The organism is Coriobacteriaceae bacterium (assembly GCA_025757745.1).
Classification (GTDB): domain Bacteria; phylum Actinomycetota; class Coriobacteriia; order Coriobacteriales; family Coriobacteriaceae; genus Collinsella.
This window is the reverse complement of record CP107217.1, coordinates 1,640,166-1,656,836: the sequence shown is the minus strand read 5'-3', so window position 1 is coordinate 1,656,836 and position 16,671 is coordinate 1,640,166. Positions and strand designations below refer to the sequence as shown.

Below are 16,671 nucleotides of genomic sequence, written 5' to 3'. Positions count from 1 at the left end.
CGGCTATCGATAGTAAGGAGGCGCCATGGGGCGCAATAACAAACATAAGCGTAGCGCACGCAATAAACGCGGGCCGGTGCGCAGCGAGCGTCGCCCGAGCATGACTGGCCGCGTTCAGCTCCATGAGCACAGCGCTTATGTCGTGACCGACAACGGCGATTACAAGGTCATGGGTCGCGGTAAGCGTGAGATTATGGACGGCGATACCGTGGCCGTAAGCATCAAGGCGGGACCGCGCGGGGATCGTCGCGCCGTGATCGAGGGCGTCATCGAGCGTGCCGCCATCAGCGTGGTGGGTACGTATCAGACGGCCGGCCCGCTTGGTGTGATCGAACCGCTCGATTCGCGTCTCAAAGCCGATTTCTTTATTTTGCCTGAGGACAATTCGGCGGAGCGCCTGGGCGTGCGCCCTGGCGATGTCGTCGTCGCGCGTATTCTGACCTACCCGACGCGCTTGGAGTCGGGCACGGTGACGATCGATCGCCGCATTGGCGGCGACGATGCGCCCGATCTGGGCGTCCAATATGTTATGGCGCGCTATGGCTATACCGACGGCTATCCCGAGGCGGCTCTGGCAGAGGCAGAGGCGCTTTCGCTCGATGTGACTGCAGCGCTTAAAGACCCGCTTCGCCGTGACCTGCGCGATCGCTTTGTCATCACCATCGACCCGGTTGATGCGCGCGACTTTGACGATGCCATCTCGCTCGAGCGCACGCTCGAGGGCGGCTATAAGCTGGGCGTGCATATCGCTGACGTTTCGCACTATGTTGCCTGGGACGGACATATCGACCTGGAGGCCCGCCATCGCACGACGTCGGTCTACCTTGCCGACCGTGTGCTTCCCATGCTGCCCGAGCGCCTGTCTAATGACCTGTGCTCGCTTCGTCCCGACGAGGATCGCCTGGCGTTTACCGTCGACATCGAGCTTGACGCGCAGGGCCGCGTGCGCCATTACGACCCCTATCCCAGTGTGATTCGTTCGCGTGTGCGTATGGACTACGACGGCGCCGAGGCGCTGCTGGTGCGTGCCGGCGCAGTTGAGTATTCCGTGTTGGAGGGCGCTGCGGAGGATGTCGCTGCGGCTGAAGCCTCGCGCGAGGAAGCACTTGAGCGTGGGCTTGCGTGCGAGGACACCGCTCGCGGCTGTAACGTTGACCTGGCCGATTTCCTGGTCGCCGCAAACGAACTCGCGGAGCTTCGGCGTCGCATACGTCGCGCACGCGGTTCGGTCGACTTTGATACGGCCGAGATTCGCGCGCTGCTGGATGAGGACGGCGTGCCCGTGCGGATCGTGGCACGCGAGCGTTCCTGCGCAACTTCGCTTATCGAGGAGGCTATGCTGCTGGCTAACGAGTGCGTCGCCGAGTGGCTGGCCGACCGCGATATCGAGGCGTGCTATCGCGTGCACGATGACCCCAGCCCCGACAGTCTGCACGGTGCTGCCGTGGCGCTGGCGCAGCTCGGTATCATCGATGATCGCCGTGCGGCGGGTATTGCCCTGGGAAGTCCTGATGAGTTGCAGGCGACGGTTGACGCCGCTGCCGGCACGGCTAACGCGCCACTCGTCAACACGCTCCTTTTGCGAAGTATGCAGCGTGCGTTGTATAAGCCTCGCAACGAGGGCCACTTTGCGCTCGCTGCGTCGTGCTACTGCCACTTTACAAGCCCCATTCGCCGTTATCCCGATCTGGTGGTGCATCGCGTACTCAAGCTGCAGCTGGCATACGAGCAGCTGGGTGGAAAAGACGCCTTGGTGCGTACGCCGAGGCTGATCGGAAAAGGCCGAGAGTCGCTTCCGCGCATCCTGCCGCAAATCTGCCGCGCGTGCAGCGATGCCGAGCGTGCGGCCGACGCTGCCAGCCATGCGACGCAAAAAATCAAGATTGCGCAGTACTACGAGGATCGCCTGGGCGAGCGCTATGCCGGAACGGTCTCATGGGTCAGCAGCATGGGGCTATTTGTGCGCCTTGATCTAACGCAGGTCGAGGGACTGGTTTCCATTAAGAGTTTGGGTAACGAGTGGTTTGAGTTTGACGAGGACGCGCTCACGTTGACGGGTGCCGACACGGGGCGTCGTTTTGAGTTGGGGCAGCGCGTGATTATCGAGGTCTCGCGCGTCAACACTACTCGCGGACATTTGGACTTTAAGCTCATTCATTAACCGGCACGGAGTGAGTATCGGCAGAGCGTAGAGGGCGGTCTTTCGGGGCCGCCCTCTTTGCGTGTCTCTTGATTACCCTGCCATGAGCTCGGCCGCTTCTTCATATGCTTTTGGGAGATAGGACCTACCAAAACAAACCTGTCCCTATTTGGCAGGTTTACGAGAGAGCGGGGATGTTGTGGCAACGGTATATGGGTATGCGCGAGTGAGCTCGCGCGATCAAAATTTGAATCGCCAGTTGGATGCGCTGAGCGCCTATGGCGTGGAGCCGGCGAATGTCTTTGCCGACCGTGCGAGCGGTAAGGACTTTGATCGCCCACAGTATCGGGAATTGCTTCATGCCTTGGCTTCCGGCGACGTGTTGGTGGTGCTTTCCATCGATCGGCTGGGCCGAAACTACAGCGAGATACTCGAGGAATGGCGTCGTATAACCAAGAAGCTTGGTGCGGCCATCGTTGTGCTGGACATGCCGTTGCTCGATACGCGTGCGAGAGATTGCGGCGGATCGGATGTGACCAGCACGCTGATCGCCGATATCGTTTTACAGCTGTTGAGCTATGTGGCGCAGGTGGAACGAGAGAACATCCACCGTCGTCAGGCGGAGGGAATTGCGGCGGCGCGGGCGCGCGGCGTGCGTTTTGGTCGACCCCGCAAGCCGTGCCCTCCGCAATTTGAACGAGTGCGCGATATCTATGAGGCGGGCAATATTACCCGGAGTCAGGCGGCAAAGCGCCTAGGTGTGTGCGTGGGGACCTTCGATCGCTGGATGCGCGAGACGGAGTAGGGGAGCCGGGGATGCGGACTCAGCGACCACCGCCGCCCATCCCGACCCGCTTGCCCCCGTTCGCATATGGATGGGCACCAACATCCGTCGTGTCGCCCATACCGTAGAGTTCTCTTTGTTGGGCTGTTTGTCTCGTTGGCGGCGGTGTGCTTGGATAAGCGCGCGTCGCTCACCCGATTGCGGTGCGTACCCGTCCTGGCCTTTTGCGCCGTTTGCTCCGTCGGCGATCAGGTGCATAAGATTTTTGTTCCCGGCCGTCATTTTGACGTTATCGACTTAGGCTTTGACGCCGCGGGCTACGTTGTCGCCATGCTGTTGGTGCTGTTGGCCGCTGTGCTGGTTCAGCGCGCGACCTGTCCCATTGGCGCCCATACGAAACGTTAACCTCAAGATAGAAAACCGCGACCGCCTGTACGTCGGCGCTGGCTACAATATCGGCATCGGTCGCAGATGGCCATCGATGCGCTGTTTGCCAGACACTTGTCTTTTCTAAGAAGGGAATCCCCATGGCAGTGCTGTTTGTTGAATATCCCAAATGCTCGACGTGTAAAAAGGCCAAGGCCTGGTTGGACGAGCATGGGGTTGAGTACGTCGATCGCGATATTGTTACAGACAATCCTTCGGCTGAGGAACTTGCGACCTGGATTGCGCGTTCGGGGCTGCCGGTGCGTCGCTTCTTTAACTCGTCGGGCATGAAATATCGAGAGCTGGGCCTGAAGGCGCACCTGGATGCGGGGATGACGGATCAGGAGTGTTACGAGCTGTTGGCGACCGACGGCATGCTGGTCAAGCGTCCGCTGCTGGTGGGCGATGACTTTGCGATTCCTGGCTTTAAGGAAGCGGCCTGGGCCGAGGCGTTACTGTAGCGGCTGCGGAAAGTGCGACCCGTTTTGAGTGCTCAGAGTGGGACGTGTTTTCCATCGGCGGGCTCGCTCGGCTCAATCCTCGAGCTGTGCCCATTCGTGCGGATCGTAGACCTTTACGTGCTTGTTGGGCTTGCCGCTCCAGTACTCCTCGTCCATAAAGGGCAGATATGCCTGAACGCCGGGGCAGATAAAGGGAATCCGCTGCTGTTGCAGTCGCTCGCGCTGGCGCTGCTCCAGGTGCGCCTCGGATATGACGGTCGGCATGCCGGACAGCTCGACGAGGCTTGCCTGGATTCGCTTAAGGTCGGGGAGCGCCGCGTGCCATGACATCCGCATGATCAAAAAGGATGCACGGCGGTAGTTTGCCTGCATCACCGTGATGGCGGGGCGCAGTGTGGGATGGATTTTGTCCCGTTCGGGCCAAAGGTCAGCAGTGATCTCGAGGCCCAGGGTCTCCCATAGGTAATCAAGCTCTTCGTCCATGGCGCCTCGATATCTACGTGATCATTGATACTTCGATTGTGTTGCCTGGTGCTATCGTTTTCACGGTAGAATCTGCCAACGGTTGACGGCTACCGCTCGCGGCGTTTTGCCCTTCGTGTACAGCGGTTGGCTTCACAGGTCCTTCACGGGTTGGACTAAATTAGGCCAATTTGACTGAATTTCAAAAAAGTCAAAATTGGGGCTTGCGTCACGGCGAGACTTCCCGTATATTTCTTTCTTGCGCAAAGGCACAGCCGAGCGCAGCGATGCAGTCATTGGGATGTCGTCTAATGGCAGGACAGCGGATTCTGGTTCCGTCAATGGGGGTTCGACTCCCTCCATCCCAGCCATTGCATTTGCTACATATGGCCCGTTCGTCTAGCGGTTTAGGACGCCGCCCTCTCAAGGCGGAGATCACCAGTTCGAATCTGGTACGGGCTACCAAAATTGAACGCCCGGGCCTCGTAAGAGACCCGGGTTTTGTGTATTGACCGATGTTTAAGGCGCGCGTTGAGTCTGCCGCCCGGACCGAGGAGTTGTCATGGACCTGCCCATCAGCTTGCAAGACATCACGTATGCCGAGAACTATCTGGCGCAGGGCGACCTGGCTACGGCGACGCCGCTGCTGGAGCGCCTGGTGGAGCTCGCCGAGGAGTATATCGACGCCGAGTGCAAGACGGAGGAGAAGCGCCAATACTTTAGCTTCGATAGCAAGTTTGAGCGCTTGGCCTATCGCCGCGTGGAGAAGGATCCGCGTGAGCTCGTGCAGGTCGAGGTGCCGTTTGACCGCCTGTACTCTGACATGGCGTTTGCCTACATTCGTCAGCAGGATTATGTAAGCGCTCGTAATGCCCTGATGCAGGCTGTGCGTTGGGACCCCATGAACTGCAACTATCGCTTGGATTTGGCCGAGCTGTTCCGCGCGCTCGAGGACAAGCAGGAGTGGGCATCGCTTTCGTTTTCGGTGCTGGAGCGTGCGAGCGACGGTAAATGTGCCGCCCGCGCCTATGCCAACCTGGGCCAGTACTTCTTGGAGCCCGAGACCGAGAACGTCTCGGCTGCCGTGGGCTGCGCGCGTCTGGCGCTGCGCCTGGCGCCCAACGATGCGCATACGACGCGCTTGCTCAACAAGATTCATACCACCTATCCGGATGCCGCCGATGAGAGCGACGACCACGTGATGGGTGAACTGGCTCTGCAAGGCGTGCCGACCTCGCCTTCGGCCGAGATTGCCATTTGCCTGATCATGTGTGCGACCGATGCTGCGAGCGATGGCGACAAGCAGGAGGCTACGCGTCTGACGGTCCGTGCCCGCGACCTGGTGGGCGAGGAGGCCTGCGCGGCGATTATCAAGCTGGTGCGTGAGAGCGACGCGGAGCTCAACGCCGAGCGCAAGGCTAAGCGCGAAGCTACGGGCAAGGGTTCCGATGGCGCCAAGGAGGCCGGCGATGCCCAGTAAGCGCGAGCGCAAGCTCATCTCCAAGAATCGCTCGGCGCATCACGAGTACTTTATCGACGAGACGTTCGAATGCGGTATTGAACTGAGTGGTACCGAGGTCAAGTCGATTCGCGAGCGCGCCTGTCAGATCACTGATACCTTTGCGCTGATTCGCGGCGGCGAGTGCTGGCTGGTGGGTCTGCATATTCACCCTTACAGCCACGGTGGTGTGTGGAATCGTGATCCCGATCGCCGGCGCCGTCTGCTGCTGCACCGCAGGGAGATCGATTTTCTCGATGGCAAGCTGCGCAACCGCGGTTATGCGTTGGTGCCGCTGGAGCTCTACTTTAATACCGACGGCCGCGTAAAGCTGCTACTGGGCCTGGGCCGCGGCAAAAAGCTTTACGACAAGCGCGAAGACATGGCCAAGCGCGACGTTCAGCGCGAGATTGATCGTGCGCTCAAGGAACGCAACCGCTGACCACCCTTCATAAGTTGCGGTGGAATACGGACTGTTTTGCCTGTTTGAGGGGCTATTCAGTCCCTATTTCACCGCAACTGTGGGCGTCTCATCTTGCTTACTGTTCTGACACATATGTCTCAAAGGCGGCATCCGTTATGGGCGCCGCCTTTTTTGTGGGTACATACTTCCATGAGGTTCCAACCCGGGTTAGGGGAGTGATCGTTATGGATAAAACTGCGTTCTTTACGATGCCGAGCGGTCTGTATGTGGTGAGCGCCGCGGCCGATGGACTGCGCGCCGGCTGCGTCATCAACACGGCGGTGCAGGTGACGTCTACGCCGCCGCGCATCTCGGTTGCCGTGAACAAGGACAATGTCACGTCTGGTGTTATCTCGTCCGCCAAGGCCTTTGCGCTGACCGTGATCGATCAGACGGCCGATATGCTCTACATTGGCAACTTTGGGTTCCGCACCAGCAGCGACTATGACAAGTTTGCCAAGTACGAGACCCGCGAGACTGCCCTTGGCATGCCCTATGTGCCCGAGCACGCGGCAGCGCTGTTTAGTTGCCGTCTGATCGACACCGTGGACGTGGGCACGCACCTGCTGTTTATCGGCGAGGTTGAGGATGCCGAGCGTCTGAGCGGCGAGACACCGTTGACCTATGACTACTACCACAAGGTGCTGAAGGGCAAGACGCCTCCGAAGGCGTCCTCGTATCAAGGCTAGAAATGTTTTAAAAATACTTGCATTATATTATTGAGAACATATACTAATAAGCAAGTACACCAGCAGTCACGTTCGAGAGGAGAACATCATGGCTGAGGAGAAGAAGACGTATAAGTTCGTGTGCACCGTTTGCGGTTACGAGGTTGAGGTCGACACGCCCGAGCTGCCCGAGGATTACGTGTGCCCGGTGTGCGGCGTCGGTCCCGATCAGTTTGAGCTCGTCGAGGAGTAACTCGCAGACACACGGCGAAAGCCGAACATAGCTCTGTCCAAGGGCCCCCGGTCGATTTCTCGGCCGGGGGCCCTTTTCCTCCGTCCCCAAGGGAACACGGCTGCTGTTAGCCGATTCTGCCTGTCGTGAGTCCGGCCGACCTTTGGTCTTAATCTGTAACATCTAACGGTTCAAAACGGGTCTTCCTGTTACAGATTGAGACAAAAGGTTGGAGCTGAAGAAATGTCTCGATCTGTAACATCTAGAAGTGGAAATTGGGCCCACTTGTTACATATCGAGACAAACCAAAACCGTCCGGCAGAAGATCTCAATCTGTAACATCTAGCAGTCAAAACGGGGTCTACGTGTTACAGATTGAGACAAACGGAGCTGTCCCTCGGAATGATCTCGATCTGTAACATCTAGACATCAAAAGCGTGTCTAGATGTTACAGATCGAGACGTTTGTCTGGGTAGGTGCCCCGTCCCATTACATCCCTGTCAACAACACGACATCGAGAATCGTCACGATGGCGCCGATCCCTACGAGCAACGCGTTGAGCGGGCGCGAGTTGGCGTATTTGCCCATGACGCGGGGCGAACTGGTGAGTCGTATGAGCACAAAGACCGTAATCGGCAGCTGAAGCGACAGCAGTGCCTGACTCCAAATGAGACCCTCAAAAGGATTCGGGACGACCAGGCACGCCGCCACTGCGCCGACGAAACAGGCCGCCACCCCGATCGAGGAATGTCGGTCGTGGATGTCGTATTCCTCGTCGAACATGCCCGCGGTGATGGTGCCCGCCGCCATGCCCGCCGTCACGCTACTCGATATGCCCGCAAACAGCAGTGCCACCGCAAAGATGATTGAGCTTGCCGGGCCCAGAATGGGGGAGAGCGTGGCCGCTGCGACGGCGAGGTCGTCTACGACCATGCCGTGCGCAAAGAAGGTCGTTGCGGCCAGGATGACCATGGCCGAGTTGATTGCCCAGCCCACGCCCATCGAAAAGAGCGTGTCGAAGAGCTCGTAGCGCAGACGTTCTTCGATAACTCGCTCGCCTTGGCCTTCGAAGTGCATGGATTGGATGACTTCGGAGTGCAGGAAGAGGTTGTGGGGCATAACGACCGCGCCTAGGACGCTTACGACAATCGCGGCCGAGCCGGTGGGCATACTGGGTGTGATCCAGCTTGTGGCGGCTTGCGGCCAGTCGACCTTGACTAGTGCAAGCTCGGCTAAAAACGAAAGTCCCACCACGCCCACGAAGGCGATGATCCATCGCTCGGCGCGTTTGTAGGAGCTTGTCATGAGCATGGCAATCGATGCCGCCGCGACGATGATGCAGCCGGCGCGCACGGGCAGGCCAAAGAGCATTTGAAGCGCGATCGCACCGCCCAGGACTTCGGCCATGGCGGTGGCGATGGTCGCGAGATAGGCACTGGCGAGCACCGTGCGTCCAACGAAGCGGGGGAGGTAACGTGTCGTGGCCTCGGCAAGACAGGTGCCCGTGGCGATACCCAGGTGTGCCGCGTTGTGCTGCAACGCGATGAGCATAATCGTGGACAGCGTGACGATCCACAGCAGCGCGTAGCCAAACTGCGAGCCCGCGGCCATATTGGAGGCCCAGTTGCCTGGGTCGATAAAGCCGACGGTCACGAGCAGCCCGGGGCCGATATGCCGCGCAATGTCTAGGCCTCCGTGATCGCCGGTGCGCGGGGAGCCAAAGTGATGTTTGAGATGGTTGATCATGGTGCGCTCCTGCGTGCCGTTTGTTTGACTCCGCAAAGGATACCCGTTTTAGGCCAAATAGTTAACCAAGACTAACAAAATTGTTGTATTTGAATAGGATGAGGAAGGGGGGTTGCCGAAATGTCTTGATCTGTAACAACTAGGGATGGAAATTGGGTCTAGGTGTTACAGATCAAGACAGGAAGAAATGGTCCTATGGAAAATCTCGATCTGTAACAGCTGACCGCCGAAAGCGGCCCTTCGTGTTACAGATCGAGACATTCGGAACTGTCTCTCGAAAACATCTCAATCTGTAACAGTTAGGCGTCGAAATTGGGTCTTCCTGTTACAGATTGAGATGTTTGAAGCGGCGAGCTCACAGGCCGAACCTGGGGCCCTTGTTGTCGCCCTTGAGGTCGGCGGTGTCCACTCATAGGGCGCGCGTTACGCGATTGTTTCGAAACGGGCGGGAAACACAACGGGCTGGCTATGCTCTTAGTATGCCTAGTCAACTGACTGTCTAAATATCTAGGGGAGGATCGCGATGCAGGCAGATTCCGCTCAGCAGCAGGGCCTTTATCGCCCCGAATTCGATCACGATGCATGTGGCATCGGCGCGCTTGCCGATATCAACGGTGAGCGCCATCACCAGATTCTGGACGATGCGCTGTCCATTCTGGTCAACTTGGAGCACCGCGGCGGCACAGGACTCGAGAAGAACACTGGCGACGGCGCTGGCATCCTGTTCCAGGTTCCGCATCACTTTTTCCGTAAAGAGGCTCAAAAGTGTGGCCAGATTCTGCCGGCAGAGGGCGACTATGGCGTGGCCATGCTGTTCTTCCCGCAGGACGACAAGGGCGTAGAGGATGCCCGCCGCGTGTTTGAGGAGGGCTGCGCCGAGGCCGGCGTGCCGCTGCTCTTTTGGCGCGAGGTGCCGGTCGACCCGCACGATCTGGGCGAGACGGCCCGCGCCTGCATGCCTACTATCCTGCAGGCCTTCCTGGGTCGCCCCGACGACACGCCCGCTGGCGATGCCTTCGAGCGTCGCCTGTACGTGTGCCGCCGCACCATCGAGAAGAAGGCCGACGCCGAGTTTGCCCTGCGCGACAAGATCTTCTATGTGTGCTCCATGAGCTCGCGCACCATCGTGTACAAGGGCATGCTGGTTGCCACGCAGATGCGCCGCTTCTTCATCGACCTCAACGACGCCGCCGTCAAGACGGCCGTGGCGCTCGTCCACTCGCGCTACTCCACCAACACCGCGCCCAGCTGGGAGCGCGCGCACCCCAACCGCTTTATCATCCACAACGGCGAGATCAACACCCTCAAGGGCAACGTCAACTGGATTCGCGCCCGCGAGCCCAATCTGTACAGCCCCGTGCTGCAGCACGATCTTGAGCGTGTGATGCCCATCATCAACCGCGAGGGTTCCGACTCTGCGATTTTGGACAACGTGCTCGAGTTTTTGGTCATGAACGGTCGCCCGCTCACGCGTGCCGCGTCCATGCTGCTGCCCGAGCCGTGGGACCACAACGACAATCTGAGCGAGGAACGCCGCGCCTACGATGCCTACCAGTCCATGCTCATGGAGCCGTGGGATGGCCCGGCGGCCATCGCCTTTACCGACGGTCGCACGCTGGGTGCCGCCCTCGACCGTAACGGCCTGCGTCCCGCCCGCTACTATGTGACGCGCGACGGTCGCTTTATGCTGGCAAGTGAGGTGGGCACCATCGAGGTGAGCCCCGAGAACATCCTGACGAGCGGCTGCCTGGGACCGGGCCAGATGCTCGAGGTCGATTTTGCCCGCGGCCGCGTCATCTACAACGACGAGCTGCGCGCCCGTTACGCCAAGGAAAAGCCCTATCGCGACTGGATCGCCGAGGAGACGCTGACCGTCGACGCACTCGACAAGCCCGCCGCGCCCGCGCCCGCCGAGGATGCCGAGGTGCCCGCCGCCGTGCGCATGGCCAAGCTCGGCTATCACTGGGATGATGTTGACGAGGTCGTGCGCCCCATGGCCCAGCAGGGCAAGGCCCCGCTCGCCTCGATGGGTATCGATGCGCCGTTGGCCTGCCTGTCCAAGAAGACGCGTTCGTTCTTTGACTACTTCTATCAGCTGTTCGCTCAGGTCACGAATCCTCCGATCGATGCCCTGCGCGAGCACATGGTGACTTCGACCACGCTCTACCTGGGCAACCACGGCAACCTGCTCGAGGATTCCCGCACGGCCTGTCAGCTGGTGCGCTTGGAGCGCCCATTGCTCAACGAGGAAGAGCTCGAGCATATCTGTGCCATCGACCGTGTTGGCTTTAAGACCCGTCGTTTCCGTGCCGTCTACCGCCGCGATGCCGGCGAGGGCGCGCTGCAGGCTGCGCTCAAACAGCTTGCCGAGGACGTTGAGGCTGCGGTCCGCGACGGCGTGAACATTGTGGTGTTGAGCGATCGTGCCGCTGCGGGCGAGGTGCCCGTGCCGTCGCTGCTCGCCGTGGGCTGTGTGCACAACCACCTGATTCGCGCTGGCGTGCGTACCTTTGCCGACATCGTGGTGGAGTGCGGCGACGCCGTGTCCCCGCACGACTTTGCGGCACTGGTGGGCTACTCCGCGAGCGGCATCTATCCGTACAACGCACATGCGTGCATCCGCGATCTGGCGGCACGCGGCGACCTGGACGTGACGGTCGAGCAGGGCATCGCCAACTACAACAAGGCTGCGACCGCCGGCATCGTTTCCATCATGTCTAAGATGGGCATCTCCACGGTGCAGAGCTACCATTCGGCGCAGATCTTCGAGGCCGTGGGCTTTACGCCGGAGTTCGTCAACGCGTACTTCGCCGGCACGGTGAGCCGTGTGGGCGGTATGGGTGTCGAGGACGTTGAGTGCGAGCAAAACGAGCGCTACGACGCCGCGCTCGCTATCCTTAAGAGCCCGGCTCCCGATCAGCTGCCCACACTGGGTCTGACCAAGTGGCGCCCGCTCGGCGGCGAGGATCACCTCATCGATCCGCAGACTGTCTACTTGCTGCAGACCGCCTGCCGTGAGGACAGCTACGACACCTTTAAGGAGTACAGCGCCCGCCTGCACCGCACCGGCCGTGCCGTGCGTCTGCGCGACTTGCTCGACTTTGATGCCAGCGGCCGCACGCCGGTTTCGCTCGACGAGGTCGAGCCCGCGCTCAACATCGTCCGCCGCTTTAACACCGGCGCCATGTCGTACGGCTCCATCAGCAAGGAAGCACACGAGTGCATGGCCATCGCCATGAACCGCCTGCACGGCCGTTCCAACTCCGGCGAGGGCGGTGAGGATCCGCGTCGCGAGACCCCGCTGGCTAACGGTGATTCCAAGAACTCCGCGATCAAGCAGGTGGCAAGTGCGCGCTTTGGCGTGACGAGCCGCTACCTGTGCAGCGCCTTCGAGATTCAGATCAAGATGGCCCAGGGCGCCAAGCCCGGCGAGGGTGGCCACCTGCCCGGCAAGAAGGTCTACCCCTGGATTGCCGAGGTCCGTCAGTCCACGCCCGGCATCGGCCTGATCTCGCCTCCGCCGCACCACGACATCTACTCCATCGAGGACCTGGCAGAGCTGATCTTTGACCTTAAGAATGCCAACCCCGGCGCGCGCGTGTCGGTCAAGCTGGTCAGCGAGGCCGGCGTCGGCACCATCGCAACCGGTGTGGCCAAGGGCGCTGCCGACAAGATCTTGATCAGCGGCCACAATGGCGGCTCGGGTGCCGCGGCGCGCGATTCCATTTGGCATGCCGGCCTGCCGCTGGAGCTCGGCCTTGCCGAGGCCCAGCAGACGCTGCTGCAAAACGGCCTGCGCTCACGCGTGGTGCTCGAGGCCGACGGCAAGCTCATGGACGGCACCGATGTTGCCGTCGCCTGCCTGCTGGGCGCCGAGGAGTTTGGCTTTGCGACCATGCCGCTCATCTCGATGGGCTGCTTCATGCAGCGCGACTGCCAGCAGGATACCTGCCCCGCCGGCATCGCGACGCAAAACTGTCGCCTGCGTCGCGGCTTCCGCGGCAAGCCCGAGCATGTCGAGCACTTTATGCTCTTTGTTGCCGAGCAGCTGCGCGAGGTCATGGCGAGCCTGGGCTTCCGCACCGTCGACGAGATGGTCGGCCATCCCGAGTGCTTGCGCCAGATCGAGGTCCCGGGCAACCGCAAGGCTAACCTGCTGGATCTGTCGCCCGTGCTGGCAGGTGCGACCTGTGAGTTTGGTGCCCATATCCCGGGTGCCGACGGCCGTCACTTCCTGCCCCAGATGGCTGCGGACAGCGAGCTCGACAAGACGCTCGACTCCACGCTGTTTGTGCCCTACACGGCCGACGCTCGCGCGCAACTGCGCCCGATTCGCTTCCGCGCCGATATCGCCAACGTCAACCGCTGCGTGGGCACCATCTTGGGCAACGCGGTGACCAAGGCGCATCCCGAGGGCCTGCCCGCCGGCTCCATCACCATCGATTGCGATGGCTCGGCCGGTCAGAGCTTTGGCGCCTTCCTGCCGCGCGGCATTACGCTCAACGTGTGCGGCGACGCCAACGACTACTTTGGCAAGGGCCTTTCGGGCGGCGAGGTGTCGGTGCGCCCCAACCCGCATGCGACCTATAAGTTCGACGAAAACATCATCGTGGGCAACGTTGCGTTCTTTGGTGCCACGAGCGGCCGTGGCTTCATCAACGGCCTGGCCGGCCAGCGCTTTGGCGTACGCAACTCCGGTGCCACCGTGGTGGTCGAGGGTTGCGGCAACCACGGTTGCGAGTACATGACGGGTGGCCTGGCGCTCATCCTGGGCGAGGTCGGGCAGAACTTCGCTGCCGGCATGACGGGTGGCGTGGCTTATGTTTTTGACCAGTACGGCACGCTCGATGCCCGCGTGAACCACGAGAGCGTTGAGCTCAAGGCCCCGACTGCCGGCGAGCTGGCGCAGATTCGCGAGCTCATCCAGGAGCACGTGGACGCGACGCAGAGCCCGCGCGGCATCAAGCTGCTCTACAGCTTTGAGACGATGAGCAAGCACTTTGTGAAGGTCATTCCGACCGAGTACGAGCGTGTGCTGGCGATTGTCGCTGCGAGCGAGGCTGCCGGTAAGACGCATGCGCAGGCAGAGGAGCTGGCGTTTGACATTGTGACCGGTCGCGCGAGCGCCGCGGATGTCGCTCGCTTCGATATTGCGGGCGGTGCTGCGGGCGCTGCGTCCGTGGCTGCCAGCTTTGTTGCTTCGACCAAGAAGGAGGCGTAAGTGCCATGGGTAAGCCCGGTGCTTTTCTTGATATCGATCGTGTGACCCACGAGCTTCGCCCCGTGGAAGAGCGCAGCCGCGATTTCGATCCGCTGTACGTGGAGCTTGACGACGATGCACGCCGTGCCCAGGCGAGCCGCTGCATGATGTGCGGCGTGGCGTTTTGCCAGATGGGCGCGAGCTTTGGCAAGGCACGCCCGAGCGGCTGCCCGCTGCACAACCTGATTCCCGAGTGGAATGAGCTGGTGTACCGCGGCCGCTGGGACGAGGCTGCCGAGCGCCTGTCGCTCACCTCGCCCATGCCTGAGTTCACGAGCCGCGTGTGCCCGGCGCTGTGCGAGGCCGCGTGCAACCTGGGCTCGGTCGATGGCCGGCCCACGACGATTCACGACAACGAGCGCGCGATCAGCGACTATGAGTGGGCCAACGGCGGTCCGCGTCGCTTTGAGCCGGCAGGGGAGGGCGCACCCACGGTTGCCGTGGTGGGCTCCGGTCCTGCTGGTCTGGTGGCGGCATGGGAGCTTGCGCGTCGTGGCGCCCGCGTGACGGTGTTTGAGCGCGACGACCGCCCGGGCGGCCTGCTCATATACGGCATTCCCAACATGAAGCTCGAGAAGTCCGTGGTCGAGCGTCGCGTGGCACTTATGCGTGAGCTTGGCATTGTGTTCGAGCTGGGCGCCGACGTGAGCGATCCCAAGGTTACCGCCAGGCTCGACGACTTTGACGCCGCCGTGGTGGCTGCCGGCGCCCGTGCTCCGCGTGGACTTTCGGCTGCGAACATTGATGCCCCGGGCGTGGTGTATGCCGTGGACTACCTGACGGCTTCGACCGTCTCGGTGCTCGATGGCGGCAAGCCCGCGGTGAACGCGCGCGGCCTGGACGTCGTGGTCATTGGCGGTGGCGATACTGGAAACGACTGCGTGGGTACCGCCGTGCGTCAGGGCGCGCGCAGCGTGCGCCAGTTTGAGTTCTTGCCGGCTGCGCCCGATAAGCGCGCGGCGAGCAACCCCTGGCCGCAGTGGCCCAACGTGAAGAAGACCGACTACGGCCAGCAGGAGGCTATCGCTGCCATGGGCGGCGAGATGCGCGCTTGGGGCGTGGACACGCTCGAGGTGCTGCTGGACAAGAAGGGCGCGGCTGCGGGTCTGCGCGTGGTCGATCTGGATTGGTCGGCCGGCAAGCCCGAACGCATTGCGGGCTCCGAGCACGAGGTGCCGGCCCAGCTGGTGCTCATCGCCTGTGGCTTTACGGGTCCGGAGCACGGCGTGTTCGATGCGGTGAGCGTGCCTGTTGCCACCGCTGGTCGTCCGCTGCCGGTGATGGCTGCCGAGGGCTCGCATCTCGCGGCTCGCACGGAGGGTGTCGCCGCGGATGCCGCGCCGGTGTATGTGGCGGGTGATGCCCGCAACGGCAGCTCGCTCGTGGTGAGTGCCATGGCCGATGCCCTGGCCTGCGCAGCCGAAGTCGCCGAGGCACTGGAACTGTAAAGTAGTCATTTAAGAACGTCCCCAATGACTAGCCTTTTTTGTCTAGTCGTTGGGGACACTCTTTGCGAGCAGTTTGCTCGTTTGTCGACGTGCGGGTGTTCATTTGTCGACTTCTTGGGCTGTGGTCACCTGTTGTTTCTGTGGTGGCTGCGGGCATCTGGCTCAAAAGGGCGGGTTGGCCGTCGATGTTTACCTGCGGTTTTGTTGCGGCGCGCATTTTCGGTCAAGCTTTTCGTCAAGTGTTTGGTCAGCATCTGGTTTGCAGCCGGAGGCCTATTTTGCCCGCGCTGGTCGTGGCTGCCCACCCTCCTCGTAAGCTCAAATTGAGGTCCATCAGTTTGAGGAGGATGCCATGACTGACCACGCTTTTGACCGAGCAGAGCTGGCTGAAGCCGTCGGCAACGATATTGCCGACATGGCTCACTTTTGGATGCTGCGGAAGTTTCAATTCCTGGAGCCGGCGCGCGAACAGTTCGAGGTCATTGTCGACCCGTGGCTCAGCTATTGCGAGGGGCCTTCTCAAAACGAAATCATGGCCTACAACATGGCGTTTACCGATTGGCTGCTCTTCGAGCGCCCCTATCGCCATGGCAAAACGCTGCTCGAGCTATATGTTGACGAGCCGCCGGCATCGCTTTCGCCTGCCTCGCTCAAGCGGCTCGAGCAGGTACGCGACACGCAGTATTTCTCGCGCTTTGGCATTTTGGACAAGGATCCTGCGTCCGGCATGGTCGTGCTGAAGGACACGCGCACCGATCATCGCTTTGATGTCTACGACCCGCATATCGTGCAAAAGGAGCATTGGAGCGACGGCGCGATTGCGGTGCGCCTCGCCTGCGTCGACGATGTCTGGCTGGCGGCGGGACAGCTCTATCTGTATGACATCGCGCGCCTGAGTGACACGGCGGTCGATGGACCGGGCGCGGCGCATCCCGAGGACCTGCAGGATGGCTTTGACACCTCGTGCATCAGCTTCTTCTTGCGTCTGGTCCGCGACATCATGGGTGCCCAGGGGCGGTACGTAAAGTCGCTCAATATCTACGAGCAGGAGTGGGAGTAGGGGATGGGTAGTTGTCGCCTGCT

The 16,671-nt window shown here is 61.1% G+C and carries 13 protein-coding genes and 2 tRNA genes; 13 read left to right on the top strand and 2 right to left on the bottom strand.

Going from position 1 to position 16,671, the window contains the following annotated elements; translation table 11 throughout:
- Positions 1-25: 25 nt before the first annotated feature.
- From OGM60_07145 to OGM60_07130, 4 genes are all read left to right on the top strand, one after another.
- Positions 26-2,161 carry an RNB domain-containing ribonuclease gene (locus OGM60_07145; GenBank protein UYI98663.1) on the top strand — a complete coding sequence of 712 codons (2,136 nt, stop codon included), beginning with the start codon at positions 26-28 and terminating at the stop codon, positions 2,159-2,161.
- A 178-nt stretch (positions 2,162-2,339) separates the two neighbouring features.
- Entirely contained in the window at positions 2,340-2,945 is a 606-nt protein-coding gene (locus OGM60_07140; protein ID UYI98662.1) for a recombinase family protein, read from the top strand.
- 66 nt (positions 2,946-3,011) lie between these two features.
- Positions 3,012-3,329 carry a VanZ family protein gene (locus tag OGM60_07135; protein UYI98661.1) on the top strand — a complete coding sequence of 106 codons (318 nt, stop codon included), beginning with the start codon at positions 3,012-3,014 and terminating at the stop codon, positions 3,327-3,329.
- A 116-nt stretch (positions 3,330-3,445) separates the two neighbouring features.
- The gene (locus OGM60_07130) at positions 3,446-3,811 is read left to right on the top strand and encodes an arsenate reductase family protein (protein UYJ00172.1); all 366 of its coding nucleotides are present in this window, start codon (positions 3,446-3,448) and stop codon (positions 3,809-3,811) included.
- A gap of 72 nt (positions 3,812-3,883) precedes the next feature.
- Here OGM60_07130 and OGM60_07125 read toward each other — a convergent pair whose 3' ends face one another.
- The gene (locus OGM60_07125) at positions 3,884-4,294 is read right to left on the bottom strand and encodes a hypothetical protein (GenBank protein UYI98660.1); all 411 of its coding nucleotides are present in this window, start codon (positions 4,292-4,294) and stop codon (positions 3,884-3,886) included.
- A 276-nt stretch (positions 4,295-4,570) separates the two neighbouring features.
- On the opposite strand from OGM60_07125, the gene OGM60_07120 reads away from it, so the two are divergent.
- From OGM60_07120 to OGM60_07095, 6 genes are all read left to right on the top strand, one after another.
- Positions 4,571-4,644, top strand: a tRNA-Gln gene (locus tag OGM60_07120).
- A 17-nt stretch (positions 4,645-4,661) separates the two neighbouring features.
- Positions 4,662-4,738 (top strand) — tRNA-Glu (locus tag OGM60_07115).
- Between the two features lie 97 nt (positions 4,739-4,835).
- Positions 4,836-5,753 (top strand): hypothetical protein, encoded by a 918-nt coding sequence (locus OGM60_07110; protein ID UYI98659.1) that lies wholly within the window; start codon positions 4,836-4,838, stop codon positions 5,751-5,753.
- A complete protein-coding gene (gene smpB / locus OGM60_07105) occupies positions 5,743-6,213 on the top strand; it encodes an SsrA-binding protein SmpB (protein UYI98658.1) in 471 nt (156 codons plus the stop codon). Before OGM60_07110 ends, smpB begins: the two co-directional genes overlap by 11 nt.
- A 206-nt stretch (positions 6,214-6,419) precedes the next feature.
- On the top strand, positions 6,420-6,923 hold the full coding sequence (locus OGM60_07100) for a flavin reductase family protein (GenBank protein ID UYI98657.1): 504 nt from the start codon (positions 6,420-6,422) through the stop codon (positions 6,921-6,923).
- A gap of 88 nt (positions 6,924-7,011) precedes the next feature.
- Complete coding sequence (locus tag OGM60_07095) at positions 7,012-7,155, top strand: rubredoxin (GenBank protein ID UYI98656.1); 144 nt, start codon at positions 7,012-7,014, stop codon at positions 7,153-7,155.
- A gap of 468 nt (positions 7,156-7,623) precedes the next feature.
- Here OGM60_07095 and OGM60_07090 read toward each other — a convergent pair whose 3' ends face one another.
- Positions 7,624-8,880 carry an Nramp family divalent metal transporter gene (locus tag OGM60_07090; protein UYI98655.1) on the bottom strand — a complete coding sequence of 419 codons (1,257 nt, stop codon included), beginning with the start codon at positions 8,878-8,880 and terminating at the stop codon, positions 7,624-7,626.
- Between the two features lie 523 nt (positions 8,881-9,403).
- Here OGM60_07090 and gltB point away from each other — a divergent pair.
- The 3 genes from gltB to OGM60_07075 all read left to right on the top strand — a co-directional run bounded on the left by gltB (position 9,404) and on the right by OGM60_07075 (position 16,648).
- A complete protein-coding gene (gene gltB / locus OGM60_07085) occupies positions 9,404-14,101 on the top strand; it encodes a glutamate synthase large subunit (protein UYI98654.1) in 4,698 nt (1,565 codons plus the stop codon).
- A 5-nt stretch (positions 14,102-14,106) separates the two neighbouring features.
- Complete coding sequence (locus tag OGM60_07080; GenBank protein ID UYI98653.1) at positions 14,107-15,588, top strand: glutamate synthase subunit beta; 1,482 nt, start codon at positions 14,107-14,109, stop codon at positions 15,586-15,588.
- A 352-nt stretch (positions 15,589-15,940) separates the two neighbouring features.
- Complete coding sequence (locus OGM60_07075; protein UYI98652.1) at positions 15,941-16,648, top strand: hypothetical protein; 708 nt, start codon at positions 15,941-15,943, stop codon at positions 16,646-16,648.
- The last annotated feature ends 23 nt before the right edge of the window (positions 16,649-16,671 follow it).

Excerpts from the sequence above, each read along its gene's own strand:
- OGM60_07095 (UYI98656.1), top strand. The coding sequence starts at position 7,012 with ATGGCTGAGGAGAAGAAGACGTATAAGTTCGTGTGCACCGTTTGCGGT.
- smpB (UYI98658.1), top strand. The coding sequence starts at position 5,743 with ATGCCCAGTAAGCGCGAGCGCAAGCTCATCTCCAAGAATCGCTCGGCG.
- OGM60_07110 (UYI98659.1), top strand. The coding sequence starts at position 4,836 with ATGGACCTGCCCATCAGCTTGCAAGACATCACGTATGCCGAGAACTAT.
- gltB (UYI98654.1), top strand. The coding sequence starts at position 9,404 with ATGCAGGCAGATTCCGCTCAGCAGCAGGGCCTTTATCGCCCCGAATTC.
- OGM60_07090 (UYI98655.1), bottom strand. The coding sequence starts at position 8,880 with ATGATCAACCATCTCAAACATCACTTTGGCTCCCCGCGCACCGGCGAT.
- OGM60_07075 (UYI98652.1), top strand. The coding sequence starts at position 15,941 with ATGACTGACCACGCTTTTGACCGAGCAGAGCTGGCTGAAGCCGTCGGC.
- OGM60_07145 (UYI98663.1), top strand. The coding sequence starts at position 26 with ATGGGGCGCAATAACAAACATAAGCGTAGCGCACGCAATAAACGCGGG.
- OGM60_07125 (UYI98660.1), bottom strand. The coding sequence starts at position 4,294 with ATGGACGAAGAGCTTGATTACCTATGGGAGACCCTGGGCCTCGAGATC.
- OGM60_07100 (UYI98657.1), top strand. The coding sequence starts at position 6,420 with ATGGATAAAACTGCGTTCTTTACGATGCCGAGCGGTCTGTATGTGGTG.
- OGM60_07135 (UYI98661.1), top strand. The coding sequence starts at position 3,012 with ATGGATGGGCACCAACATCCGTCGTGTCGCCCATACCGTAGAGTTCTC.
- OGM60_07080 (UYI98653.1), top strand. The coding sequence starts at position 14,107 with ATGGGTAAGCCCGGTGCTTTTCTTGATATCGATCGTGTGACCCACGAG.